The 25071-nt window shown below is 58.1% G+C and carries 24 protein-coding genes; 14 read left to right on the forward strand and 10 right to left on the reverse strand.

What is annotated here, in order from left to right; translation table 11 throughout:
* The first annotated feature begins 28 nt into the window (after window positions 1–28).
* The 13 genes from MN188_RS06730 (at window position 29) to MN188_RS06790 (ending at window position 10453) form a co-directional block, all read left to right on the forward strand.
* Window positions 29–607: a lytic transglycosylase domain-containing protein gene (locus tag MN188_RS06730; RefSeq protein WP_242106844.1), complete on the forward strand. Its 579-nt coding sequence runs from the start codon at window positions 29–31 to the stop codon at window positions 605–607.
* Window positions 607–897, forward strand: coding sequence for a TrbC/VirB2 family protein (locus MN188_RS06735; protein ID WP_090219049.1), 291 nt, complete (start codon window positions 607–609; stop codon window positions 895–897). Before MN188_RS06730 ends, MN188_RS06735 begins: the two co-directional genes overlap by 1 nt.
* 7 nt (window positions 898–904) lie before the next feature.
* Window positions 905–1183: a VirB3 family type IV secretion system protein gene (locus tag MN188_RS06740; RefSeq protein WP_275116087.1), complete on the forward strand. Its 279-nt coding sequence runs from the start codon at window positions 905–907 to the stop codon at window positions 1181–1183.
* Window positions 1173–3539 carry a VirB4 family type IV secretion/conjugal transfer ATPase gene (locus MN188_RS06745; protein WP_242106848.1) on the forward strand — a complete coding sequence of 789 codons (2367 nt, stop codon included), beginning with the start codon at window positions 1173–1175 and terminating at the stop codon, window positions 3537–3539. Before MN188_RS06740 ends, MN188_RS06745 begins: the two co-directional genes overlap by 11 nt.
* The gene (locus MN188_RS06750; RefSeq protein WP_242106850.1) at window positions 3532–3690 is read left to right on the forward strand and encodes a hypothetical protein; all 159 of its coding nucleotides are present in this window, start codon (window positions 3532–3534) and stop codon (window positions 3688–3690) included. The genes MN188_RS06745 and MN188_RS06750 overlap by 8 nt, the downstream gene beginning before the upstream one ends.
* Window positions 3691–3775: 85 nt before the next feature.
* Window positions 3776–4831, forward strand: a complete 1056-nt coding sequence (locus MN188_RS06755) for a lytic transglycosylase domain-containing protein (protein ID WP_242107468.1) — start codon at window positions 3776–3778, stop codon at window positions 4829–4831.
* Entirely contained in the window at window positions 4828–5607 is a 780-nt protein-coding gene (locus tag MN188_RS06760) for a type IV secretion system protein (protein ID WP_242106852.1), read from the forward strand. The genes MN188_RS06755 and MN188_RS06760 overlap by 4 nt, the downstream gene beginning before the upstream one ends.
* A 4-nt stretch (window positions 5608–5611) precedes the next feature.
* Window positions 5612–6262, forward strand: a complete 651-nt coding sequence (locus MN188_RS06765; RefSeq protein ID WP_242106853.1) for a VirB8 family type IV secretion system protein — start codon at window positions 5612–5614, stop codon at window positions 6260–6262.
* A 3-nt stretch (window positions 6263–6265) separates the two neighbouring features.
* On the forward strand, window positions 6266–6961 hold the full coding sequence (locus MN188_RS06770; protein WP_242106855.1) for a TrbG/VirB9 family P-type conjugative transfer protein: 696 nt from the start codon (window positions 6266–6268) through the stop codon (window positions 6959–6961).
* The gene (locus tag MN188_RS06775; protein ID WP_242106857.1) at window positions 6954–8267 is read left to right on the forward strand and encodes a TraB/TrbI/VirB10 family type IV secretion system protein; all 1314 of its coding nucleotides are present in this window, start codon (window positions 6954–6956) and stop codon (window positions 8265–8267) included. Before MN188_RS06770 ends, MN188_RS06775 begins: the two co-directional genes overlap by 8 nt.
* Window positions 8268–8269: 2 nt before the next feature.
* Window positions 8270–9265, forward strand: coding sequence for an ATPase, T2SS/T4P/T4SS family (locus tag MN188_RS06780; protein WP_242106859.1), 996 nt, complete (start codon window positions 8270–8272; stop codon window positions 9263–9265).
* Window positions 9258–9434 carry a DUF4177 domain-containing protein gene (locus MN188_RS06785; RefSeq protein WP_106607259.1) on the forward strand — a complete coding sequence of 59 codons (177 nt, stop codon included), beginning with the start codon at window positions 9258–9260 and terminating at the stop codon, window positions 9432–9434. The genes MN188_RS06780 and MN188_RS06785 overlap by 8 nt, the downstream gene beginning before the upstream one ends.
* A 20-nt stretch (window positions 9435–9454) precedes the next feature.
* A complete protein-coding gene (locus MN188_RS06790) occupies window positions 9455–10453 on the forward strand; it encodes a TrbL/VirB6 family protein (protein ID WP_242106861.1) in 999 nt (332 codons plus the stop codon).
* An 89-nt stretch (window positions 10454–10542) separates the two neighbouring features.
* Here the strand turns inward: MN188_RS06790 and MN188_RS06795 are convergent, their stop codons facing one another.
* From MN188_RS06795 to MN188_RS06840, 10 genes are all read right to left on the reverse strand, one after another.
* Window positions 10543–13950 (reverse strand): AAA family ATPase, encoded by a 3408-nt coding sequence (locus tag MN188_RS06795; RefSeq protein ID WP_242106863.1) that lies wholly within the window; start codon window positions 13948–13950, stop codon window positions 10543–10545.
* Window positions 13947–15128 carry a metallophosphoesterase family protein gene (locus tag MN188_RS06800; protein ID WP_338023239.1) on the reverse strand — a complete coding sequence of 394 codons (1182 nt, stop codon included), beginning with the start codon at window positions 15126–15128 and terminating at the stop codon, window positions 13947–13949. The genes MN188_RS06795 and MN188_RS06800 overlap by 4 nt, the downstream gene beginning before the upstream one ends.
* A complete protein-coding gene (locus tag MN188_RS06805; RefSeq protein WP_242106871.1) occupies window positions 15125–17395 on the reverse strand; it encodes an AAA family ATPase in 2271 nt (756 codons plus the stop codon). Before MN188_RS06805 ends, MN188_RS06800 begins: the two co-directional genes overlap by 4 nt.
* A gap of 204 nt (window positions 17396–17599) precedes the next feature.
* Window positions 17600–19492, reverse strand: a complete 1893-nt coding sequence (locus MN188_RS06810; RefSeq protein ID WP_242106873.1) for a type IV secretory system conjugative DNA transfer family protein — start codon at window positions 19490–19492, stop codon at window positions 17600–17602.
* Window positions 19485–21293, reverse strand: a complete 1809-nt coding sequence (locus MN188_RS06815; RefSeq protein WP_242106875.1) for a relaxase/mobilization nuclease domain-containing protein — start codon at window positions 21291–21293, stop codon at window positions 19485–19487. Before MN188_RS06815 ends, MN188_RS06810 begins: the two co-directional genes overlap by 8 nt.
* The gene (locus MN188_RS06820) at window positions 21280–21870 is read right to left on the reverse strand and encodes a helix-turn-helix domain-containing protein (RefSeq protein ID WP_242106878.1); all 591 of its coding nucleotides are present in this window, start codon (window positions 21868–21870) and stop codon (window positions 21280–21282) included. The genes MN188_RS06815 and MN188_RS06820 overlap by 14 nt, the downstream gene beginning before the upstream one ends.
* A gap of 174 nt (window positions 21871–22044) precedes the next feature.
* Window positions 22045–22326, reverse strand: a complete 282-nt coding sequence (locus MN188_RS06825; RefSeq protein WP_091429010.1) for a hypothetical protein — start codon at window positions 22324–22326, stop codon at window positions 22045–22047.
* A complete protein-coding gene (locus MN188_RS06830) occupies window positions 22313–22537 on the reverse strand; it encodes a hypothetical protein (protein ID WP_091429009.1) in 225 nt (74 codons plus the stop codon). The genes MN188_RS06825 and MN188_RS06830 overlap by 14 nt, the downstream gene beginning before the upstream one ends.
* Window positions 22534–22737 (reverse strand): hypothetical protein, encoded by a 204-nt coding sequence (locus MN188_RS06835; protein WP_242106880.1) that lies wholly within the window; start codon window positions 22735–22737, stop codon window positions 22534–22536. Before MN188_RS06835 ends, MN188_RS06830 begins: the two co-directional genes overlap by 4 nt.
* Complete coding sequence (locus tag MN188_RS06840) at window positions 22734–23612, reverse strand: ArdC family protein (protein WP_242106882.1); 879 nt, start codon at window positions 23610–23612, stop codon at window positions 22734–22736. Before MN188_RS06840 ends, MN188_RS06835 begins: the two co-directional genes overlap by 4 nt.
* Before the next feature lie 478 nt (window positions 23613–24090).
* Here MN188_RS06840 and MN188_RS06845 point away from each other — a divergent pair, with 478 nt between their 5' ends.
* Window positions 24091–25008, forward strand: a complete 918-nt coding sequence (locus tag MN188_RS06845) for a GIY-YIG nuclease family protein (protein WP_242106884.1) — start codon at window positions 24091–24093, stop codon at window positions 25006–25008.
* Window positions 25009–25071 lie beyond the last annotated feature (63 nt).

Genomic DNA, 25071 nt, shown 5'->3' on the forward strand with positions numbered 1-25071 from the left:
CGCCTATTCTGAAGGCTTCGTGCTTTCCATGCGGGCCGATGGCCAGCTGGAGACCAAAGCACCCCAATCAGGTTTTGCGCAAAGTTATGTCGACGGGATTGGCGCAAACCCACCTGAGCTGATCGTTTTCGCAGAACCTGAACCTGAGGCATCGCCTCCTGCACCAACCCGCGCGATCCCCCGCCCCGAAATCCTTGCAGCCCTTGAAAGCACCGCGCATCGCTATGGCGGGCACCCCGCATTGCGCCGCGCGGGTCTGTCTGTTTCCGAATGGCAGGCACTCTTCCAAGCCAATATCGAGATCGAAAGCGCCTATCGCCCGAATGCGCGCAGCTCCGCAGGCGCGATTGGGCTTGGACAGTTGATGCCTGCGACGGCCGCGCAGCTTGGCGTGGATCCGCATGACTGGCAGGCCAACCTGGATGGCTCTGCTCGTTACCTTCTCATGATGCTGGCACAGTTCGGCACGCCCGAACTCGCGCTTGCCGCCTACAACGCGGGGCCTGACGCGGTCGCGCGCTATGGCGGCATCCCTCCCTACCAAGAAACCCAAAATCATGTGCGCCGGGTCATGGCTGTGCGTGACCGACTGACTGGAGCCTCCTGATGCACACACAATTCCGCACGATCCTGTCGCTGGCTCTGGCCAGTCTAATGATTGCCAATCCCGCCTTTGCGCAGAGCATCGACCTCTCGCCCGTGCAGAACCTTTTGCAAGGCATCGTCGACACGATCACCGGCCCCCTGGGCATTGTCATCGGCACCTTGGCCTTGATCGGTGTGTTCCTCTCCTGGCTATTCGGCATTCTCGACTTCCGCCAAGCTCTTTGGGTGCTGGTTGCGATTGCAGGCATTGCAGCTGCGCCGACCATTGTGACCGCGATCTGGGGCGCGTAAATCCGGCATGGCAACGCAAACTCGCCTCTTCCTCGGTTTGATCCGGCCGCCAAAGCTCATCGGCTTACCGATCATGTATGCCATGGTCTGGCTCTTCGGGTTTGTGTTGCTGTTTCTCTGGGTTCAAAGCTGGCCGGGGATCATCATCGCCGCTCTGGCCTATCCCGCGCTGTGGAAAGCCGCTGACTGGGATCCGGCCTTTCTTGAGGTGATGGTCACAGCACTGCAGGAGACGCCGCCCACCCCCAACCGCAAGATCCATTCGGGGGACAGCTATGCTCCTTGACCCTTCGGATGACCTTGCCATGCTGCCAGACTGGGCGCGCAAAGAGCGGCCTATGGCCAGCATGCTGCCCTATGTCAGCCTCGTGAATGACGTGACGATCCGCACGCGCGGCAATGCACTGCTCCAGTGTATCCGCCTTGATGGGGTCAACAGCATGACTAGTGATGACGCGCATCTGGAGAAGATCCGAGCGCTCTTTGCTGCAATCATTGCGCAGATTGGGCCAGACTACAGTTTCTACGTACACAAGGTTTCAAAAGCGATCGAGACCGCCTTACCACCGGTGCAAAATAAAGGGTTTGCACAAGCGCTGGATACCCGCTGGCAAACGGCGATGGCGCGCGCAGGTCTGCGGGACAAGACGCTCACGCTCACAGTGCTGAAACGCCCGCCCCTCGGCACGCGGCTGCGCCTGAAACGTTCTGACTCCATCGTGCAGCTGAAAGCCCAGACAGCCAAACAGCTGCGCAAGCTCGAGGAGGTCGTCGGGTTTTTACTGTCGTCATTTGCTGAGATGAACCCGCGCCTGCTCGGCGCTGCATGCGGCGAGCTACTCGGGTTCCTTGGCGCGCTCAATATCGGCCAAGAGCGACCGCTTTTCGCAAAATCACGATTTGGCGTCATTGCCGAGGATGTGGCCAACACCCGCGTCACGTTTCAGGGGCGAGACTTCACGCTGGACGATGGGACGCCAGGCAAGCGATTTGGTACGAGCTTTGCGATCAAGACCTACCCGGCCAAAACCAACTGCACCATGTTCGATGAGCTGAACCTGCCCGTCGACATGGTGGTCACGCATTCCTTCACGCCGATCAACAACAATATCATGGCCAGCCGGATTAAGCGTCAACAGCGCCTGATGAAGGCCAGCGATGATGGCGCGATTTCACTCGCCGAAGAACTGGTCGACGCGCTCGACGATCTGGAATCCAAGCGGCTCAGCTTTGGCGATCATCACATGACGGTCACGGTTTTCGCCGAGACTGAGGAAAAGCTGGAGAGCATCGCCGCTGAGGTACGCAACATCGCCGCCAGTGAGGGCGTCAATCTGGTGAACGAGAGCTTTGCGGCCCGGACGCATTATTTCGCGCAACATCCGGGCAATGGGCAGATGCGCAGCCGCAAGGCGGCCATAACAAACACGAACTTTGCCGATCTCGCAGCGCTTCATCGTGGTCAACTGGGCAAACCCGGACATAAAGTGCCTTGGGGCAAGCCGATTACTTTGTTCCCGACGCCTGAACGCTCTGGCTTCCTGTTCAACTACCATGAGACGGGTAAGCCGGACAAAGAACCGACCGGTGGTCATACTTTGATCCTTGGCCGCCCTGGCTCCGGCAAGTCGGTGTTATCAGCCTTCCTCATGACCCAAGCACGTCGCTGCGACGCGCGCGTCTTTGTCTTCGACTATCGCGCGGGTATGGAAATGGCCGTGCGGGCCAATGGCGGGCGCTACAGCGCCATCAAGGCGGGCGAAGCAACCGGTCTGAACCCGCTGCGCACAGAAATCGACGGGCGCGGCCAAGCTTGGCTGTCTGATTGGCTCGCCACGCTTCTACATCGCACAGATAAGCCCTTGAGCCCGGTTCAGATCAACCGCATTCAAGAGGTGACGCGCCAGAACGCTGGGGCCAGTGATGCCGCTCTTCGTAATTGGCAGGATCTGGCTTCACTGTTTGTGGCGGGGGCTGACGAAGGGGATCTGTTCGAACGGATTCAGGAATGGACCGCAGACGGCCGCTATGGCTGGATCTTTGGGCAAAGCTCTGAGGATACCTTCTCGCTCGATGGTGATGTCGTGGGCTTCGACTTGACCGGCATTCTCGACAGTGAAAGCGAGAAAGAACGCATGGCGGTCCTGTCCTACCTGTTTCGGCGGGTGGAGCGCGTGATCGAGGATCGCAAACCGACGCTGATCATCATCGATGAGGCCTGGAAGGCGCTCGACAACCCGTATTTTGCCGACCGGCTGAGCAACTGGCTGGTCACGGCGCGCAAACAGAACGCCGTCGTCGTGATGATGACCCAATACGCAAGCCAGCTTGAAAAGACCCGCACAGGCAAAACGATTGTCGAGGCTGTGCCGACGCAGCTCTTACTCCCCAACATCCGCGCCTCGGCCAGTGATTACACCATGCTCGGTCTCACCGAAAAAGAACTCGGCGTTCTGCTCGGCACAGGCAGCAATTCCCGCTTGGCGCTGGTGCGCGATGATCAAGGCTCGGTGGTGATCGACGCCGATCTAAGCGCCCTTGGCCCGTACCTCACGATCCTTGGCGGCATGGAAAAAGGCGAAGCGCTTGTTGGCGAAGATTATCGCCAGAACCCCAACTTTTGGAGACAGATTGATGCGTAGATTGCTCGCCTTGACCCTCACCCTTTTGACCATGACAGCCTGCGCCGAATACCGGCCGTCAGAGGCTGAATGTTTCAACGCCTTTGCCGAGGTCAGCCGTAGCAACTGCAATTTCGAGCTGCTCGGGCCGATTGGTAGTCTCGGTGAGTAAGCACCGCCTGCATATCTTTGCGGGCTTGGTTTGCCTCGCCGCGCCTTTGGCACATGCCCAAGGCGTGCCCACATTTGATGCGGGCATGTTCTTGCAGCGTGAGCGCGTGTTGCAGCAGGGCGAACAAGATCTCGCGCTGCAGCGGGATCGGTTGACCAGAGAAGAAGAGCTTGAAGAGTTGGAGCAGGAGCAACTCCAAGCGCTGGATGACATCCTCGATGCCGCAACGCTTGCCAGCGGGAACTCAGGTGCACTGGTCGCAAGCCTGGAAGCTGGTTCATCGCCAGAGAGCGCCGCTGAAACTCTTTATGGCCCGGTAGACCCGAATCCCGGCGCAGCCCAGATGTTCGGCGATGCCTCGGGCTCGATCGAACAGCTGATCATTCGCGCCGCCCAAGAAACGCATCATATGTCCGGCGTGCGCGCGGCCGGTCTGTCGCCCAAGCAATGGCGCTGCCTGTTGCAGGCGCTGATCTGGCAAGAAAGCCGCTTCACCATCGGCGCGCGCTCGCCTGTTGGTGCATTCGGCCTAACCCAGATCATGCCAGGTACGGCGCAGGATCTGGGTATCTACCCAGCCTACTACGAGAACCCCTACATCCAGCTCACGGGCGGTGCACGGTATCTGGCGCAGATGCTCACCATGTTTGACGGCAACATCATTCACGGTCTGGCGGCCTACAATGCCGGTCCCGGCAATGTGCAGCGCTACAGCGGCGTGCCGCCTTTTGCTGAGACCCAGCACTACGTTCAAGTAATCCCTGAGCGCTACAATCTCTACCTTGCTCGTGTCGGTGGCGTTGATGCGCTTGGCACCATCGATCCGGTTTTGCTCGCCAATTCCACCATGAGCCTGACCTCTTTCGGTGCGGGGATCTACGGCGACTATTCCATGGTCTCGGTGCAAGCGGCCGCGCTTCGCGTGCAGGACATCATAACCCGCATTGGCGAGACAGATGACATTCATGCGGCCATGTCGCTCAACACCTACGCGCGGGCCGAGCTCGCTCGACTGATCTCAATTCGCACGCGCCTCAAGGCCGCCCATACCCGTCCGCTTAGCGCCGCAGAACTGGCCATGGCGGCCGCTCAGGCGCGAGAACAAGACTTCATGCAATTCGATCTGGAGGCACTGCGATGATCCGCTTTCTATCCACCGTTGCCACTTGCACGTTGCTGGTTGCTTCACCTGTGTCTGCCCAAGGCGTTCCGACGGTCGACACGCGCAACATCGCGCAGGAAATTCGTCAGCTGCAGCAGATGCTGGAGGATTTCGGGATCCAGACCGACCAGCTCGACACGCTTCTCGAACAGCTCGATCTGGTGCAGCAGCAACTCGACACGCTCAACGAGACCTACGCCGCGCTGACCGGCGCGACGGACATCATCGAGATGGCCATGGGCGGTGATCTCGACGGGCTCCTCGATCAGGAATTCGGAGATCTCCTCGGCACCATCCGGCAAATCCAAAGCGGCGATTTCAGCGGCCTCATTGGAAATGCCGCCCCTCAAATGGAAGGCCGCATGACGCAAGCCCTGGAAGATGCGGGCTTTGACCAAGACAGCCTGTCGGACATGGCCAGCAGCGGCAATCCGGGGGCCGAGCGTATTGCCAGTCAGGCGGGCACTGGGGCCGTAATGTCAGCAGCCGCTGAGAACAGTTATGACGAGGCCGCGCAATCCCTTGAACGGGTCGAGCAGCTGGTCTCCCTGATCCCGGACATGGAAACGCTCAAGGAAGCCGTCGATCACAACACCCGCGTCACAGCCGAGCTGGCCATTGCCATGACGCGCATGTGGGAACTCGAAGCCATCCAGACGGTCGGCGCTGGCCAATCTGGCGTGGTGGATGCCGCGACACTGGCTGAAGAGCGCCGCTACATGGACTTCACCTTGCCAGACCTGCGTGCGGACTGACCCCATGAGCAGCGAGGCAGAAATCATCGAAGAAGAGCTCGTCTACGGAGCACGACGACGCGAGCTTATGTGGCAGAAGCTGGGGCTGACAGGTATGGCGTTTGGCATGGCAGGTTGCCTCGCCGCCACCCTCGTTGCCCTGCTCGACGTGGACCCGCCGCCCATGATCGTGCCCTTTGATAGCGAAACCGGCATGGCCCTCCCCAATGCCGTGGTTGAAGCGGTCTCACTCACGGAACGCCCCGCTATCATTGAGGCACAGGTCTACCGCTATGTCATTGATCGAGAGACATACAATCAGCTCGACAATGATGTGCGCGTGCGGCGGGTCCTGGACCAGTCGGACGGCGCGGCCGCCGCAGGGCTGCGCGCGCTTTGGACCAGCGGCCATGAGGCCTATCCGCCGGATAGCTATGGAACGGATGCCCGGCTTGAAGTCGAAGTGCTCTCGATCACCCACATCAGCGCCAATCGCGCCCAGGTGCGTCTTCGCAAGCGGCTCAACTCACCGCGCGGCTCTCAAAACGGTCGCTTCACCGCAACGCTGATGTTTGAGTTTCGTCCCGAGAATAGTCGGTCGATCGACGATGTCTGGCAGAACCCCTTTGGCTTCACAGTCACCGAATACGCGATCCGCTCGGATCGTCTGGAGTAACCAATGCGCCGCCTGTTCCTGATCCTCGCTTTCCTCGTACCGCTTTCTGGCATCGCCTATGCAGAAACCCAGCCGCGCCAAGGCCCCTATGATGCCCGCGTCCGGTTGGCCACCTATCAGGATGGGCAGGTCTACCGCATCCGCACCAGCCTGACCCATGTGACCAGCATCGAGTTTGGCCAAGGCGAGACCATCCGCTCGATCATTGCGGGCGACACTGAAGGGTTCCTTCTCGACGGCGTACCCGGTGGCCAGGCTTTTGCGATCAAGCCTGTTACGCGCGACGCACATACAAACATCACCGTCTACACAAATCGGCGCAGCTATTATTTCAACGTGACCGAGGCGAGCTCGCCGACCTTTTACGTTATTCGCTTCACCTATCCCGAGGCGGAACCAGGGCAATCGCGTGTCGCGGCCACTGCGCCAGCAAACCACGCCTATGGCGTCAGCGCGCGATCCGAGATCACCCCGCGCGAAATCTGGGACGACGGCACCTTCACCTATTTCCGCTTCGCCTCAAACGCGCCGCTACCTGCGATCTTTCGCTGGTCAAACGGCAATGAGCGCAGCGTGAATGCGCTCGCGCGACCAGACGGCGTGATCCGCGTGTCTGGTGTCAGCGATCGATGGGTTCTCAGGCTCGGCGAAGAGGAGATTTGCGTCCAAGAGATGAGCGAGGCAAATCAGGATGAGTGAAACAGCTGAGCTTAAGAAGCGCCTCGAAGCGCTTGAAGGAAAACCACAAAACCCGAAGGCGCGGCCGTCTGTTGTCACTATCGCCCTGGGCATCGGGGCAATCGCCGCCCTTGGCGGTCTCTTGCTGTTGTTCTCTGGCGGTTCTGAACCCGAAAGCATGGAGACCGCGTCCCCGGATGAGTTCCAAGCAGCGGGACCGGGCTTTGGTGCGCTCGAACCCACGCCTGCACCGATTGAAACATCGCCACCACCTGAGCCGGAACCGGCCAGCGAAACAGAAGAGCTGCGCGCGCAAATGGACGCCATGCGGTCCGAGCTCGAAGCCCTGCGCAATGCACCAGCACCTGAGGCTCCGACCGTCGACACAGAAGCGCTGGATACCTTGAGCGCAGAGATCGATGCCTTGCGCAGCGAGGCGGCAGCAACGCAAGCCGCCTTGCGCGAAGAGTTGGAAGAACGCGCGCGGCAAATCCAGCGGCTGCAGAACGATCTTGAGCTTGCACGCCTGGAAACCCCTCGCACACCTGCACCAACCGGCCCAACGGCCGAAGAGCTGCGCCTTCAGGAACTCGAGCGGCGACGGCAAGCGGAGCTTGAGGAGCTGCAAGCCCGTATCGCCAGCCCAATCATCGCCTTTGGCGGCACCGGAGGCAGCAACAATGAACCCGCCGCGCAGCAGCGGCGGCTTGATGGCGACACAGACTTTGTCCGCAACGGCGCTGAACCTGCTGAGATGACGCAAGCCCAGTTGATCGTGAACCCGTCAAACACTGTTGTTCAGGGCACGATGATCCAGGCCGTGCTGGAGACCGCAATCGACAGCTCGCTCGCCGGACAGGTCCGCGCGATGGTGTCCGAAGATGCCCACGCCTATGACGGCTCGCAGATCCTTATCCCGCGCGGCGCACGCCTCATCGGGCGGTATCAATCCGGCCTCGACATCGCACAGCAACGCGTGACGATCGCCTGGGACCGGATCATTCTGCCCAGCAACCAGACCGTCGAAATCAGTGCCTTCGGTGGGGATGAACTGGGGCGGTCCGGCACAACCGGCTTTGTCGACAGCCGCTTTGGCACGCGGTTCGGGTCAGCCGCCCTGATATCACTGATCGGAGCCTTGCCTGCCGTCGCGGCGCAGAACACCGAAGACGAGATCACCTCGGATGTGCTCGAGGGCATTGGCGAAGACTTCCAAGCCAGCGCGCAAAGCGTGATGAGCGAATACCTCTCCATCTCGCCCGTAATCTACGTCGATCAAGGTGCCCGCGTCACCGTAATGGTCGACCGTGATCTGGAGATTTTCTAATCATGGCCGCAAGCTATCTGCAAAGCTCGATGGACAAGATCCCCGAGGCGCGTGATTCAAAGCTGATCGAGCTTTGCATCAACCCCGACGGCACGCTGTGGGCCGAGTTTCAGGGCGATCACTTCATGCGGCCCGTCAACCAGCGGCTCTCGCAGAACGAGATCAAAGACCTTGGCAATCAGATTGCTTCCGCCGCGAACACCACGCTCAGCCGTACCAAGCCGATTGTGTCGGTCAGCATCACCTACCGTGACCGCCCCATCCGCGCGCAAGTCATCCAGCCTCCCGCCGTTGATGGCGGTTATGCGATCTCCCTACGGTTCTTTGCGGACCTGCCGCTGGAGCAGATCAAGCTGTCCTACCTATTCGGGAAAGAACGCAGCAACGAGGGCGCAAGGCGCAAGCGCAATGCCGAGCTGCGTGATGTTGTGGCCACGGGCGACATCGATGCGGCGATCAAGTTTTGCGTTACCTACAAGCTCAACATGATCGTGTCCGGCGGAACCTCGACGGGCAAGACCGTCACGGCGCGAAAGATCCTCTCATTCGTCCCCGCTGACGAGCGTATCATCACCATTGAAGAGGCGGCCGAGCTGCGCCCGACGCAGCCAAATGTCGTCACGCTGATGTCTGACCGCGACGAAGCCATCCGCAGCGCTGATGTCCTGCTGACCTCTTCCCTGCGCATGCGGCCTGACCGCATCGTCCTGGGCGAAGTGCGCGGCAAGGAGGCCATGACCTTCCTCGAGGCCATCAACACCGGGCATGGCGGCTCTCTCACCACGCTCCACGCCGAAACACCGCAACTGGCTGTTCAACGCTTGGCGATCGCCGCCCTAAAAACCAATGTGCCCATGACCTACCAGGACATGAACGACTACATCACCCGCTCGATCGATGTGATCATTCAAGCCGGTCGTCATCACGGCGCGCGCGGTATCACCGAATTCTACCTGCCGATTGATCCGGCCCTAGCAAAGGAAACAGCCAATGTTTGAATACAAGATTGAACAGATCAACACCGCGAAAACAAAGCCACCGAAGGTCGAGGCACAGCTGACCGCCCTTGGTCAGGATGGCTGGGAGCTCGTCTCGGTCGTGCCAGATTTCGATGGCGAACACATCCTAAAGGCCTTCCTGAAGCGGCGCACTGGCGCAAGCGCCTAAACCTTACCGAGGAGACTCCGATGGGCGTCGTCACCTGGATGGTTGAGACAACCGACAACTTTCTGGCAGACGCAGCCCAAACCACTTTTGGCAACGTCGCGGGGCAGCTCGGCGGCGTCATCGCCGTGGCCTCGACGCTCGCCGTGATCGGCGTCTTCCTCAACATGATGTTTCAATACAAATCCATGGACGGCCGGACCACCTTCTGGTTCGCCCTCAAGCTCATGCTCATCTCCCTCTTTGCGATGAACTGGGTCCAATTCAACGCGGTGGCCAGCGCGCTGATCGATGGGCTCGACCAGCTCGCGGGCGGCATGGTGGCAGGACTTGGCGGCGGCGGTGCAGGTGCTTCCTACTTTGCCGAAGCCTTCGACGACCTCATCGAAGAATTCGGCGACTATTTGAACGCGGCCGGTGACAACATGCATTGGATGGCCGGGGCCCTCATCGGCGCGATCGGCGCATTCCTCCTCGGCGTCATCGGCGCGCTCTGTGGCCTTGTCCTGATCTTCGCCAAGATCATGCTGGCCTTCATGATCGGCATCGCCCCAATCATGATCGCCCTTTCGCTGTTCGACGTCAGCAAGGACTATTTCCACCGCTGGCTGTCCAGCACGGTATCTTACGCGCTCTACCCCCTCGTGATCGCGGGGGTATTCTCGACGGTCGTCGGCATGTCGCGCTCGCTCATGACCGAGCTCGGAGATCCCTCCGGAGCCAGCAACATCGGTGCGCTGGTGCCCTTCTTCATGATGATGTTCCTCGCGGGCGGCATGATCATCGCCACCCCGCTGATCGTGCGTTCTATCTCTGGTAACCTCATGATGGCTGGCCCGCCGAGCATTCCCGGGCCAGGTGGATTCGCAAAGGGCTTGATCGGCACCAAAGGCTCACGGGCGCGGGCACGGTTTGGGACCAGATCAAATGCAGAGATCGCTGGGGCTGGGATACGGCAGGCTGGCGGTGCCACTGTTTCGATGGCTCAGCGCGTGGCGGAAAGGGCGAAGCGACTGAAATAAAGATGATGGGCCAATCCCGCCTTTCAACGCAACAGCGAGCTTCCATGGTGCGACTCAATACTCCCGCCATTTTGTAGACCAGAGCTATTTCAGTCTGGCATGTTGACGATCTCTACCCCTTCGATACAGTCTCTTGCCAGCTCGACCAGATGCGCGTGATGCGTGAAGAGGATTGCTTGCCCGTTCGCGCCGATTTCGGCGCAGAGTTGCAAGGCCGCTCGTGCCCGCGCATCGTCAAAAGTTTCCATGATGTCGTCGAGGACCATCGGCAGTGGCCCCGGCTCGCGCACAAAGCTGCGATATCCGGCAAGACGCAACGCAAAGTACAACTGACCCATTGTGCCCGTCGACATCTGTTCCACAGGAACCGCGTTTCCATCCGGCTGAATGCCAACGAGCTTTTCACCTTCGGTCTGTGTCCAGACATCAACGCCGGTCCACGCCGGGGTGGTCATGGTGACAAAAGCCTCTTCGACGTCGCGCAGCATGCTGCCGCGCCGCTCTGCCGCAAGGCGACGCAAGGCCCCTCGTGCCGCCAGTACTCCGAGACGAGCCACGGCCGCCTGACGTGCGCCGCTCCGTAGCTCTTCCAGCAGTGTCGCTTGTTCAGTCGCGAGATCGCTGCGGTCGGCGGCCTGAAAGGCTTCCCGATACAACCGGTCAGCTTCCCGTTGAGCGTCGCGGGCACTGTCGCGGGTGAGCTGTACGTCTTGCAGCGCCTGTTCAAGCTCTGTCGCGCGCGTGACGTCAGGCATCCGGCCCAGTTCCTCTGCGAAAAGATCGGCGTCTATGCCTTCATGGGCTTTTTGGCGATCGCGTTCTGCCATTGCCTTTTCCGTGCGCAGACGATCACGTTCAACCAGCTTTGCAACACGATCGCGCGGCACCAAGTCCTGACCACCTTGCCCTTCGAAACAAGAGGCTAGATCGGTGTTCGCATCCTGCCGCTCGGTCTCTGCGCGACGTTTGGAATGGTCAAGTTCATCCCGTCGCGATGCGGCCTCTGCCCGTTTTTCGACCGCCCGCGTGGCTAAAGTTTGGCGCGAACGCGCGCGGTCGATGATCTGGATAGGATCTGCACCTGCCTCGTTCTCAGGTTCCCCCAAAACTCGGGTCAAGCGCTCTGCGCTATCTGCAAGCGCGACGATCGCTTGCTCCAAGGCCCCAATCCGTACTGAAAGCTTTTTGTACTCTCCATAGAGCTGCTGCAGGCTGCGCAGGTGCGGCAAAGCGGCTCGAATACCCTCAAGCGAACGATCCGGCAACGGCAATGCAGCAGTCAACTGTTCAAGCTTATTCAAAGCTGTGTCGAAATCGTCGCGCGCTTGCTCTGCCTTGTTGTCCAGCTCGGCAATGATCTTCTCGCTATACTGCCATTTGGCCCAGGCCTCGCGATCGCTCTCTTCCAACGTGAGCGCGCGCTGAACCTGCGTGGGCAGATCACCTTGCGCGGCGTCATCTCCGAGGGGACGCGCCGCTGCGATCAACGCATCGCGAGCCCCCTCCTGTTGGACAAGACGGTCTTTCAACGCTTTTTCAGCACTGGAAAGATCGGCCGCAGCTTCGGCCGCCGTCGTCAAAGCCTGTTGGCGTGCGTTGAAGGCCGAAGGGGGCGTGCCTGCTTCAAACCCCAGTGCCGGCGCCAATCTGGAACAGCGTTCTGACAAGCGGTCATGTTGTGCAATCAAGTCGTCGTGACGGGTCTTTGCGGTTTCATGCCGGACTTCGGCGCTCCGCACCTTTCCTTGTGCCGCTAGCAGCCGCTGCCGAGCCTCAGCCCCCGTAAGATAATGTGCTCGGGCGCTGTCATCAGCGTACATCGCCGCCTCGAACTGTTCAGCCGTCTCAGCCGTCAGATCGCCCCGATGCTGCTGCCATTCGATGTCACGCTGACGCCGCGTCTCTTCTGTCTTGACGATGTCAACGGCGTCAGGTGCGGCCTCCTGCGTAGTTAGATCTGCCCGCGCCTCCACCAACTCAGCTACGCGGGCCTCGCGGTCTTTTCGGGCCGACGCAAGATCGGCAGTCAGGGTTGCCCAATCCCGACTGACTTCGTCGAGCGTTTCTCGCGCAGGTAGGCCTGCTGCAACAAGGTCCGTCCAAGACTGCGGCAGACCAGCTGTGACCTTGGTCAGACGCGCCAAAGCTTGGCTATGGGCTACCTCGAATGCGGACATATCCGCCACGGCCTTCCAATTATCAAAGGTGGCTCTCAGAGCCGTCAAATCTTGCGGTTCAGAGGGCGCTTTGCCTTGTTGGATACGGGCTGCTTCAACGGCCTCCCTTGCAGCATCGGCCGAAAGACTGGCCGTCAAGCACTCCTGCACTGCGGCCGCAAGTTCCTCAAGATCGCTCGGCTCTAGGGCAACTGTGGATACCGGCGCGTCTGGCACCCCGAGAAGTCCTAGAGCTTTATCTATTTGTCTTCTGAGTTTATCCTGATCTTCGCAGCGGCGCTCCAGATCAGCCCGCGCCGTGCTGGCGCGCCCAATTAGCGGTGCGCCATCAACGGTTAGTTGATCGAGCCGCTCCAACTCAGCCGTCAACGGCTGGGCCAGCTTGTCGACCGGGTGGTCTGCGATGATCTGATCTTGTTTGGCGATCTCTTCTTCTGCTTCTCTGATCCGGACTGTCTGAGCCGCGATTTTCTCGACAAGGCCTGCCACACGCTCTGCCGCATCGGGAGGGAGGTCGGGACCGACGGGTGAATCGACCAGAGCTTCGGTCAGTTGCCCCATCTCCTCGGTCCGATCATACCAGACCTCCGCAGCCTTCGACGCCGCTTGTCTTTGATAAGCTTGTCGAAGATCAGCATCGGCAGTTTCGAAATCGGCTAATGTTCGGTCACGATCGTGACGCAGGTTGCGCTCTCGCTCGGTCGTCAAGCGATCAGCCCGCAATTCGCGGCCAATCTCCTTGAGGCGATCACTACCGGTCTTCAAAACCGTACCCCGGCCACGTTTCTTGTAGAATCTGTCGGCCTGCTCCGCCAACGAATCCAGCGCTTGAGCCATCCCTGTCAGGCCGGAGAGACCTGCATGCAGGAGTTGGCCAAGGTCCCCCTGCGCTCCGGCAATCCGCTCACCGCCTTCGCGCAAACCTTTCTCATTGAGTGAAAACCGTTCCTCATAGGTGTCTTGCGTGAGGCCGTACAGAGCACCCGATAGGATCGCCTCGTTGATTGGACGGTCATTCGCGTCCAGGAGCGATTGGGTTCTCTTACTGTTGCGACGAAAGACCATGGTTCCTCGTTCAGGCAGATCAAGTTCTGCGCCCACAACAAGATCACTTCGATCGAACCGGAAGGCATAGGGATGCGCCCCGCCCTTGAAACCAAAAAGCAGTTCCAGAAAACCATTGAAGGCGGTGGACTTGCCTGCCTCGTTCTGGCCAAAAATTACCGTGACGTCGGGCATGCCTTCGGCAGGTTTCGGAAAAGAAATGTCCGCGTCTTTGAAGCGCCCATAACGGATCAGATCTAACCGGTTCAGCCTCATTGCGACTTACCCGCGTGCAGTGTCAGAGAGACTTCGGCAATCGCTTCCTCGAGAAGCGCATCCAGACTGTCCTCAGCAACCTCGTCTGTGATTTCTGACGGCATAGCGAGACGCAGCTCTTCGAGCTGTAGCAGAGCGGCCTGTCGAAAACCTTCTTCGGCCAATTCCTCGTGCATAAGGCGAACCAGATCATCGGTCTCGGTACCGGCTTGGCTGACCGGCGGGGCAGATCTGACCTTGTCGAGGAATACGCCGTCAATAGTCTCCAGCACTTCTGATGCCAGTTCTGTCACAAGTTCGGTGCTGTATCGATCCGAGGTGACGTGGAGGCGCACCGCCACATCGTGCCCAGGCACTTGCGCGGTCAACAACCCGTCGCGCAAATTTCTCAGAACCTCCTGCTGGTCAGAACAGGCACTGAGGTCCAAAGAGCATTCGGAAAAGCCAAGGCGGCCAACAGCGCGGCGTTCGAACTCCGGCGCCCTCTTGTCCAGCGACACAAAGGTCACCGTGCCACCATTGCGCTCGCCAAAGTGACGCGGTTGCGGGATGCCTGGCATAACCGCCAGAACCGGTCCATCAACTCGCTCAAATGGTGCGTGAATGTGTCCCAGACACCAAAGATCGAAACCATGCGCCATGAGGTCCGCTTCGGCGCAGGGCGCATAGGGATCATGACCTGGGGCACCATTCAAGGAGGTGTGCATCAACCCAATATTGCGTTTTCCCGGAACTGGACCTGGGTAGTCAGGTAGGAAGCTCTTCGACACATGCGCCGTATCGAAGGACAGACCATGGAATGCTGCATCACCGATTTCAACCGTGGGAGCGCCTTTGTGCAAAAGATGGATGTTTGGCCCCAAGTCTCCATGTGCATTGTGATCCAACAGCGCATCATGGTTGCCCCTGATCAGCACCGTGGGAACGCCAGCTTCTGAGGCACGCACCAACTGAGTAATCAGGAAGGCGCGGGATTTAAGATCCGGGTAACCATTGTCAAAAATGTCACCCGCCAGCACAAACGCATCGACCTGCTCCGATATTGACAGATCAACGATCTCGACAAGGGTATCACGGCTGGCCTGCTTCAAACGATCTCCGAGGTTGGGATTGCGTAGTGCTACAGATCTTATGGGTGATCCGAGGTGAAGGTCAGCTGAAACTAGCAGGCGCATCATGCTCCATCCGCCTCCTGTACAATGATATCTTGATCTTCGACATCGGCTGCGATTTCTAAAGGTAGCGGAATGTAGTCATCACCCATCATCATCTTGTAGTGCCCGCCATGACCTGACTCTTCAAAAATCCTCTGGAAAACAGCGAGGTAACGATCAATTTGGCCTGGGTCACAAGCCAGGTAGAGGTCATCGGGAGCAAAGTGCGATCCATCGTTGATCCACGACAGCAAGGAACTGCAGACCATTTTGTCTTTGCCCTCGAAGCTGTCGATAATCGTCTCAGGCGTTATGCCGCCGTAGAACTTGAAGTAGTGTTCGAGAATTCTTCTAGTGACGTTCTGGATCGCGGTATCCGACGGCGGTTTTTGCCGAACCTCGCGCCAAAGTAGCTCATAGCTCGATTTGATCGGGTTCTCGTTAAACGACACGAGCTGTGAGCACTCCGATGTCTTACGCACAACCCAAAATGTCTCATCACTTCTCGCCGTGGCAGCGCTGCGCTTTTTATCGAAAGTCACTTCCTTGTGGAAATAGATATTGTGTGTGAGTACAAACACCTGCTTGATTGGGCTTGTGCCCGTACGCATTTCGGCGACGATGTTTTTAATCAGATTGCAGACGATGAAAAGTATGTCTGCGTCAAGGCTCGAAACGGGATCATCGAACACAACAACTTTGTCATTCGTGCCGCCGCTTGAGCTGAACGACCCCCCGACCAGATAAAAGAAATATAGGAAAGTAATGAAGGACTTCTCGCCTTCACTCAGCGTCCGTTTCGCGTCGCTACCGTCCGCGCGTTTGACTTCATAGAAACCGCTATCCTCGCCTTCTGCGAGATGAAAATTAGTGAACCCAAATGACTTCAGAAGCTTGTTGATAGCGTCAATCGTTGGCTTGATGCTTGTAATCTGACGCTCATTTTCTTCTATCTCCTTCTGCTTGGCCTCCAAGTTTGTTGTTTCGGCCTCAATCTTGCCGCTTAGCGATGTGATCGCTTTGTCGAGAACACCAGTCTCCGCCATGTATCTATCGTAGGTGGCCTTCGTATCTTCGAGCAAGCGCTTCCAAATCTGGGACGTCAGTTCCTTCTTGCGAGCGGCAAGATTGTCGATGGTATCGTTGTTTGCTTTGACTTTCGCGTTGGCCGTACCGATGTGCGCATTCACCACAGCAAATAGCGGGGCTGTGTCGGTGAGTGCCGCAGGGGCGCTTGGTTCTTTTCGCTTGGCAGAGATGTGCTCTACATTGCTATCAAGAGCAAGGCGAAGGGCGGCGATGTCCTTCTTGAAAGCCTCGCGGTCGAGGTACGGTGAATCAACAACGTCGGCGGCGTTGTAGCCAATCAGCAAACCACTTGAAGCATCCGTGTAATCGGAAAGCAGTTTGTCGATGTCCGCTAGGTCATTGATGTAAGTCTCGTCGAAATACGCCTCCAGGCTCTGTTTGAAGGCTGCATCGGTCTTCTGCTGGCAGAACGGGCACTGGCCTTTCAATTGATCGAAATACTGCCGCCCTTGCTGTACCCAGTCACTGTTGCCGAGCGTTTCGATCAGGGCAGCGATATCCACATCTTTTTTGCCAATGATCTTTTTCTTGAGGATCGCATCACCTTCCAGCGCCTGTATCTTTGAACTGTCCTGATCGGGCAAAGCGGTTGCCGTTCTCAGAGTTCCTGAGAAGACGATCTCCGCGTCTTTGCGGAGTTCAACTATCTCCTTCAAAGTCGCGATGTTGCTTGAGGCCTCTATCAGATAGCGATCGCGGAATTTTTTCTTGTCGCTGTTAAGGCCACTGAAGGCATCTTTCAGTTCACTGAAATTTCCCTTTGCGTCCCAGACATCCAGCAAGAGCTGTGTATCTAGCGTTTCGCGTTCTTTCTTTTTTCCGCTTTCTCCATCCTCCCCAATTAGGACTTTTCGGAGGTTTCTAAGCTTAGCATCGATCGTATCGGCCTCGCCCTTAAGAGTCTTGATCCTTGTTGCGACCTTGACGTTCTCGCCGAAGGTGTAGATACCCTTGATGCTGCTTTCTGCATCGAAATGCTTTTCGACAAAATCTTTGTTGTATACGCGGGCTTCTAACGCTGTCCCACCTGTCCAGGATATTTCGCAATCGGGAAAACTTCCCGAGCCTTCGACCACGCGAGAGATTGTTGTCTTGCCTGATCCGTTAGAGCCAAAGATGTAATTGAGCTTCTTTAACCCTTCGAGCTTGGTGCCTGTGGCATCATACGCACCTTCATTCGCCAAAAATATACTTTCAATCATTCAGACTTCTCAGCAATAAAATGAAACCGTCGAATCCTGCGACGGCTAGAGGTTATCCCTCACCGTCGCATTCGATCACATATCATGCAATCATAGCGTGTTGGTAGAAGGCAAACTTTGGCCACCCTGACCGACGCACAGCAGGCTCAGAATTGAGTTGAACCGGTATTGCTTGGATACTCCGGAATGTTTCGTGACTTGCCGCTACCTGTCGGAAGCTTGCTCCAAAAACCGCTCCACCCTCGTTGTTCCCGCTTGATAATCGCCTAATTCGGGTTGTTCTACGAGCTGCGCACCTCGAACTCCAGAAGTCATTTCTTCGATCTCTTCGCGCCGTTTTCCACCACCTTCGGGGCCACCAACAGGAACCTCCTTCGGCACCTCAAGCGCGCCTATCTTCGCCTCAAGAGCTTTGATCTGCCCTTGCAGCCCCCGCATTTGATCCCCGGCTGAGGGATATGGCAAATCGCCAGTCTGCTTGTCGAAGATCTGCTTAAAGAACCAATCCTCATAGTATTTGATCCGCTTGGCGCGCACTGGCATTTGCGCGTCAACCACCAAAACGATGTCATCAAGATCCATGCGCCGAGCCTCATCCTCGGGTAGCAAAGCGGTTTCTTCCGTCCGTTCAGACATGCTGCGACCGGCAAAAGGGTTGCGGCCGACCGAGCGCGAACGGGTCACGACGCGCTTGGTGGTTTTGCCGACGGCTTTGCTGAGCTCTTCGATGGTCTTTTCATCTGAGGGGGTCAGATAGAGCTTGATACCCGCGTTGCCCTGCAGGGCACGGCGGGCATTTTCGCCGTAGATCTCGTCCAGCGCCGGGATCGTCTGTGTGACGATCGCGAGATTGGCGCGATATGATCGCAGGGTTTCGATGCTGTCGAGAACGATCGGCATTTTGCCCAGGCGATTGAACTCATCGAGCATGATCATAACCGGCCAAGGTTCGTCCTTGCCGGGTTCATGGTCCTGCAGCGATGCCAACAAATCCGAGAAGAACAAGCGGATCAACGGCGCGAGGGGTTTCACCATGAGTGGTTCAACTACGAGATAGACCGAAAACGGCGTCTTTCGGATGTCGCGGAAATCTAAGTCTGAGGTCGCAGTTGCGCGGTCGATTGCCGGGTTCGACCACTGCTTCAGGCCAGATGTCATCAAGAGCGACAAATAGGACGTTAACGTGTCGTTGTTGGTCGATGCCATGCGCATGAAGATTAGCTTGGCAGCCGGATTAGCCACTTCATCTGCGCGTCTGCGATATTCCTTTTGCTTGTCACCGCCTGATGCGGTGATGCGGTAGATCTCGCCCAGGGTCGGCCGTTTGCGCTCGAACGCCAAAAGTCCCGCCGCCACAAACAGATCGATACCGCCATCAAGAAGCCCCTGAACTCGGTCATTATCAGCTTGCAGGAACAGCGAGGCCAGGAGTTGCAGCTCCATCTGCTGGCGGTCGACGTTGTCCAGCGCCGATATGCGCAACAAAGGATTGTAGCGGTGCGAGCGGCCGTCCTTCCAATCAGTGGGCGCAAACCGGAACACCTTGTCGCCTTGCGCTGCCCTGTGGCGCGCCGTTGCCTCGAAGTTTTCGCCCTTCACGTCCAGCACCACGGCACTGCCCTGATAGGTCAAGAGGTTCGGGATGACGAACCCAGTTGTCTTGCCGCGTCCGGTCGGGGCCACGATCAGAGCATGGGGGAAGACCTTGGACATCACGAAGGGTCTGCGACTCTTCGGCTTGCCCATTTTGCCGAGGACAAAGCCATGACCAGGCTTGCCGAAAAAGCCGTTCCGTTTCATCTCAGACATCTGCTGCCAGTTGGTTTCACCGAATTTGGTCAGCGCATCGTTCATCAAAACTGCGCTAAGCAAAACACCTCCCCCGGTGCAGATCCCGACAAGCAAGTGAACGATCTGCATATCGCCTGGATGGGTCGTTCGGAGAACCCCATAGCTGCGCGCCAGCATCAGGAAATCGATATCGGCCCCGACCCCGAACCATCGGAATGTCAGAAAGGCCGACGCTAGAACATAGCCCAACACCGCTCCCAGAAGGGCAAAGCTCATGACGCCGAGTGCGATCCGCGCCTTACCCATGCGTCACGCCCTTTTCGCCGTCGGCATCGACATGCCGCTCGCGTTGAACATCAATTTCTTCATTGGCGATCTCATCAAGGACATGCTCCATCGCCATACTGTTCGCCAAAGCGGCATCGCTCTGCAGATAGGCCTTGGCCGCATAGAGCCGGTCCAGGCGGTCTTCGATATGTTCCTCCAGCGTGGTCTCGTCGCCGATTGCTAAGTCCGGGGTGCTAACTTCACCGACCAGTTCCTCCAGCTCAGCACGCAAGGTTTCGCGCTCCAGATCGCTGCGGAAAGGATCTGCGGTCGGGTCGTCCCTCAAACGGCTCAGGATATCAGCGATGGTCGGCGGCAACCTGTCGACTATGGCTTCCTGCCGGTCGGCTTCCACCGCCCCACTGTCCTTAAGAACCTCAGCATCGGCCAAGGCACGGCCCAGATCACTATGGACCTGGTCGAGGCGATCGATTGCTTTCTCGAGCTCATCGGCGCGAGACAGGTCAAAGCCTTCCTTGTCGGCAATCGCATTCAAGTCCTGTCCGAGCCATTGCCGCTCCAGCGCGGCATTGCCAGCGCCGATTTCGACACGACGTGTCACCTCCTGCTCGTCAATGCCGGTGCCTCTCAAAGCCTGCTGAAGACGTTCGGCAAGGGCTGGATCCTGCAAAGCGCTTTGGGCGTCGGCCTGAATGTTCGCGGCGGAATAGATCCCACTTTTGGACGCGTCTTCGAGCAAGGTGTGGGACTGCGTCCCCATTGGGCTCAGATGCGACAGTGAACGATAAATGTCGTTCAGCTCATGCTCCAGCGCCGCGCGCCGCTCCACTGGGGCGTCCGCTACGATGCGTTCAGCTTGGTTGATCTTGTCGTGGAAGGCATCCACGACCTCATCAAACGAATGCTGTTCTTCGGCCATGCCATATACCTTTCCATCTGCTTCAATCGGTTTTCCCTGTGCCAAAAGCGTCGCGGCCTTGTCCAAGGCTGCTGCAATGTCGTGCTGGTTCTCGCGCGTGGCTTCGGCCGCTAGACCCAGATAGAGCTGCGCGTTCTGCGCTACTTCTGCCAGGGCACGGTCAAGCTCTGGCCCCACGCGCTCACGCTCGGTCAGCTTCTGGCCGGTGGATTCCGCGCGACGCTGCTCTAAATCGCTTGGCCTCTGCGTCGTGACCCCGCGCTCAAGCTTTCGGGTCGCTTCAAGGCGCAGCCCATAGCGGTCCGACACCTCGACCATAGCCTCGCGAAAACCGTCGTAGTTGAAGTGGTGGCCTTCCTTCAGAAAGAAGAACTCCCCATCCTTGCTGCGCCGGTTCAAAACGATATGCGCGTGCGGGTGATCCCGATCCTCGTGCACGGCCGCGATGTAGTCGAAGTGGCTGCCTTCGCCTTGAAAGAACCGCTCGCAGATCTCGCGCGTGATATCGGCGACATCCTCGCCGTGCGTGCCAATTGGGAAAGCCATCAAGAGATGTGAGGTATGTCCCAGCTTCGGGTGGAACCCCTCATTCCACTGCGCTGAAAACCGGCGCGTGACCTGCTCGATCTCTTTGGCTGACAGAACGCTTTGGCCGTCATAGGTGCCACGGCTGTCAATGATGAAGCTCGACTTAGTGGTCAGGTATTCCAACTGGTTGCGCAGCTGCGCTTTGTTGTGTGTGCCGCCATCGCGAATGGCTTTGAAGATCGCGGGTGAATGCCCCATGGCCGCGCGCGCCATCTGCTTTGCGCGGGCGCGCGGGACGCTGCCGCGAATGCGGCTCCAGTCCCGATCGAAGAAGGCCTCCTGCGCGGCGACTACAGCGCTATTCCGGGCCATCGGCAAAGCCCCCCAGAACGCGGGCAACTTCGCCGGACAAAGCGCTGCGTCGCCGCTGCGCCATGTCCTGAACCTGGTCCGCTATGTCGAAGATCAGCCCTGCCAATGCGCGGACCTGACCATGGGCAGAATTGCCATAGGGCGGCGTCTTGCCCTGGCGCTTTGCCTCGTTCAAGCGCTGTGCAATCTGGTTGATGTTGTTGCCAGTGCGATTGAGCGAGGCCGACAGCCCTTGCATCTGATTGGCCAGTTCATCGTCGGGAACGAAGAGATCGTTTGAGGTATGGATCAAACGCCGAAGCCCCTCGGCGCGGCTGGTGATATCATGCCGCGTCAGCACCGCATCAAAGCCTGCCAGCTCCTTTGGCGTGAGCCGGACATTCACCAGTTCGGAGCGCACGCGCGCATCAAGCTTGCGGCTTTGATCGGCCTTCAAGGTGTAGAAGATGCTGCGGGTCGTCACGCCGAATTCACGGGCCAGATCCTCGATTGGCACCCCTTCGGCACGCTTGCGCACGATGGCAAAACGCTGGTTTTGCGTCAGTCGCTTGTGCCGTGGTGCGCGCGGTCGGCCCATGTGAAGTAATCACCCCTATTTCTTGCCAGCATCATACAGGCAGCCCTGTTATGGCATTTCGCCATAATTGATTCAATATTATAATATTGCATCAACTGCCTGTATTCCGTTTGGAGCAGCCATCGGCTGCAACCGCCGGGCAAAGCCCGGCCGCATGCGCAAGGCATAGCACCACTAATCGTGGTTCCACGCCTCAGCATCGCCAAGCAATTGCAGCGCTATTGCGCGGGCCGCGCCTTCGGCGCTGGCATAGGTTTGATGATCGGGCAGCTCGTGCAGATCAAAGGGCTGTTGCGGGTCGTCCGGGGTCTCAACTCGGACATAGATCGCCCAGCCATCGATCAGTGCCGGATCGTCACAATACTCCTCCCCGCCATCGGGCAGAATGCAAAACCCATGCAGATGCACGCTGGCGCGCCCCTCTCGGGCCGCCTGCTCAACTTTAGAATACTTCATGGCAAACCTCGGTGCTTTCACTGATGAAAAATTTGCCAGGCTTGCCGTTCAGGCAGGTGCCATCATGACTGGTCAAACCAATGGCTGAGCCGTTCCGTGTGAAGGTGATGAGGTATTGCCCGAGGCAATCACACGTCACCACATACCCGCTGTTGACCCAGTGAACGCGGTTGCCCGCGTCCACTGCTGCTTTGATCTCTTCCAAAGTCATCGCAACGCCTCTTCGAGGATTGCGAGAGCCCCAAGACAATCGTCGATATAGGGCTGCTCTTCGCCGTCCAGATCATTGAGCTCCAACCGGTTCAAAACGGCGTAGAGCGTGGCGCGTGCTTCGCGGGCGGCGCTTCGCAAGCTCACTGTGTCTTCCGGACGCGCGGTCTCAAAATCATTGCTGTGATAATCAGGGATCATGCTGCCACCTCCTTGCTCTGACCTGCAGCTGCTAGGACAAAATCGGCAGCCTTTTGCGCCTCAGACGCCGCGCGAAAAATAGCCCTCTTGTCGTCTTTCAATGCCTTCAACCATCCTTCGACATATGCCGCGCTTTGGCCAAACTCCGGCGCAACCCCGATCTGAGCGCCGAGGAAACAGGCTCCAATTTCAGCAACCAGCTCTTCAAAGGCATAGGCCTCACGGTTCGCAAACTTCTTGATGCGCTCCAGCCGCTTTTCGCTGCCGGTCCAATGGATCACCTCATGGGCCAAAGTCCCATAGTAGCCTTCCGCATTATGAAACGTGGCAATCGGCGGCATGTGGATATGATCTTTCGCGGGGCTGTAATAGGCGCGCGGGTCGTCGCTGGTGAGGATCTCCGCCCCTGTCCGGCCAAAAAACGCCTCGAGCTCCGGATCTTCCGCCGTCCCAAGGTCGCGCGGGGCCTCGGGCCGGATGTAGTAATCCTTCGGCAAACCCTCGATTTGATCGGCATTGAACACGCGATAGGCGCGCGCATAGGGCAGTTCTTCCTCAATGCCCAATTCGTTCTCTCGGGTGAACGTCCCGTATTTGACCACGGTCGACGACGTTTCGCCTTTGCGGACTTGGCCGCCCAGCTCCTGCGCCTGTTTGTAGGTCATCCAGCGGCTCGAAACATAGCCATTCTTGGCCGCCATGACCCAGAGCATCAGGATATTAATCCCGCGATACTCCTCGCCATTGTGTCGGGTCGGCAAGGCAACGCCGGACGCGCTTCCGGTCCACGGCTTGCGCCAAGGCGGCGTGCCCGCCTCGATCTCTGCAATAATGGTGTCGGTGACATGGGCATAAACATCAAACTTCGGTGCCATTTGTGGCCTCCTCAATCAAAGTGACGCGGGTGAGGCTTCGTGCCCCCATCCGCCGATGGGCTGCGCCTCGGCCACCTGATCTGACCGAATACGCATGTATTCGGCGGAACAGAGTGGGAGAGGGCAAAGCCCGACCCATGGCCCTGAACGGGGCTGTCAATCGGCCACATTTGCGAAGAAAATGTCTGCGCCAAAATCAGACGCCAATTTGCCTCGCGAGGAATGGCTCGCCCGCGAGACAGGGGAAATTGGTGGCTGATTTTGGGGATGGCCCAAGGTTGACCGCCACGGTCAGGGATGTTGGGCGGACCAAACAAAAAGAAGGATGCCTGGATCGGGGTGAGCGGGCCTGCGGCCCGTTGAACCCCGGTGCAGTCTATTGCAATCAAGCCGTCCTAACGGGACGACAATCACGCAATTTCGTGTTTTAAGTGTGCTGCAAGACCAATTGTTAGAATCATGTTTTCAAGGAAAAATCGTGCAAGCAGAGGGCTCATTCGGTCGAACAATCCAGCTTTTCCTCGTAGACGGGAAGCCAACCGGGCTGCGAAAAGCGACGATCCATGGTTGGACAGGTTTACTTTTTGTAAGCGGGGCTTCAGCTTTCGGCGATCTGACCGCTCGTGAAGAGGTCGATCGGACCGGCATCTACATACTGTCAGGTCCTGATCCAGAAAAGGCCGGTGCATCCCGCGCCTATATTGGCTCTGGGAACTCTGTGGCTGAGAGGATCAAGCAAAGCGCGATCAAAAGAGATTTCTGGGAAACAGCCATCACCATCACCACAAGTGACGACGACCTATCCAAAGGGCACGCGGAATACCTTGAGGCGCGGCTCATAGAACAAGCAGCTCAAGCAGGCCGCGTCACGTTGGACAATGGCACTCAGCCGGACACAAGCAGACGACGACTGCCAGAGGCCGACATCGCCAATATGGAGCAGTTTCTATCAAACCTGCGCATCATCCTGCCCGTGATTGGCCTGGATTTGCTCAAACCACAACCGCGCGCGTTGACACAAACAGCGAAGCCGGTCGACGAGCGGACAGAAGGTGAAGTCCAGTTCGAGATCCGCCACAAGAGCGGCGTCAAAGCGACGGCTGTCGAAGAAGACGGTGAATTTGTTGTATTGGAAGGGTCCGAGGCGCTCACCGAGACCGGCTATGTCCAACAAAGCTATGGCAGCTTGAAGGAAAAGCTCATCTCAGACGGCATTTTGGTCGCGGACGGCAACCAAAAACTCCGATTCACGAAACCTTGGTCCTTCAATAGTCCTTCAGCCGCCGCTGCTGTCGTCTTGGATCGAAACAGCAACGGTCGCCTCGAGTGGAAGGTTAAGGGATCGAAGCAGACATACCATGACTGGCAACAAGCAGAAGCGAACACCCCCGCATAAGTGACGCCCTCCCCAACATCACAGGACTTCTACACCCAGTATTTCAACCCCCAATGATAGATG

This window comes from Aliiroseovarius subalbicans, assembly GCF_022678625.1.
GTDB lineage: Bacteria > Pseudomonadota > Alphaproteobacteria > Rhodobacterales > Rhodobacteraceae > Aliiroseovarius_A > Aliiroseovarius_A subalbicans.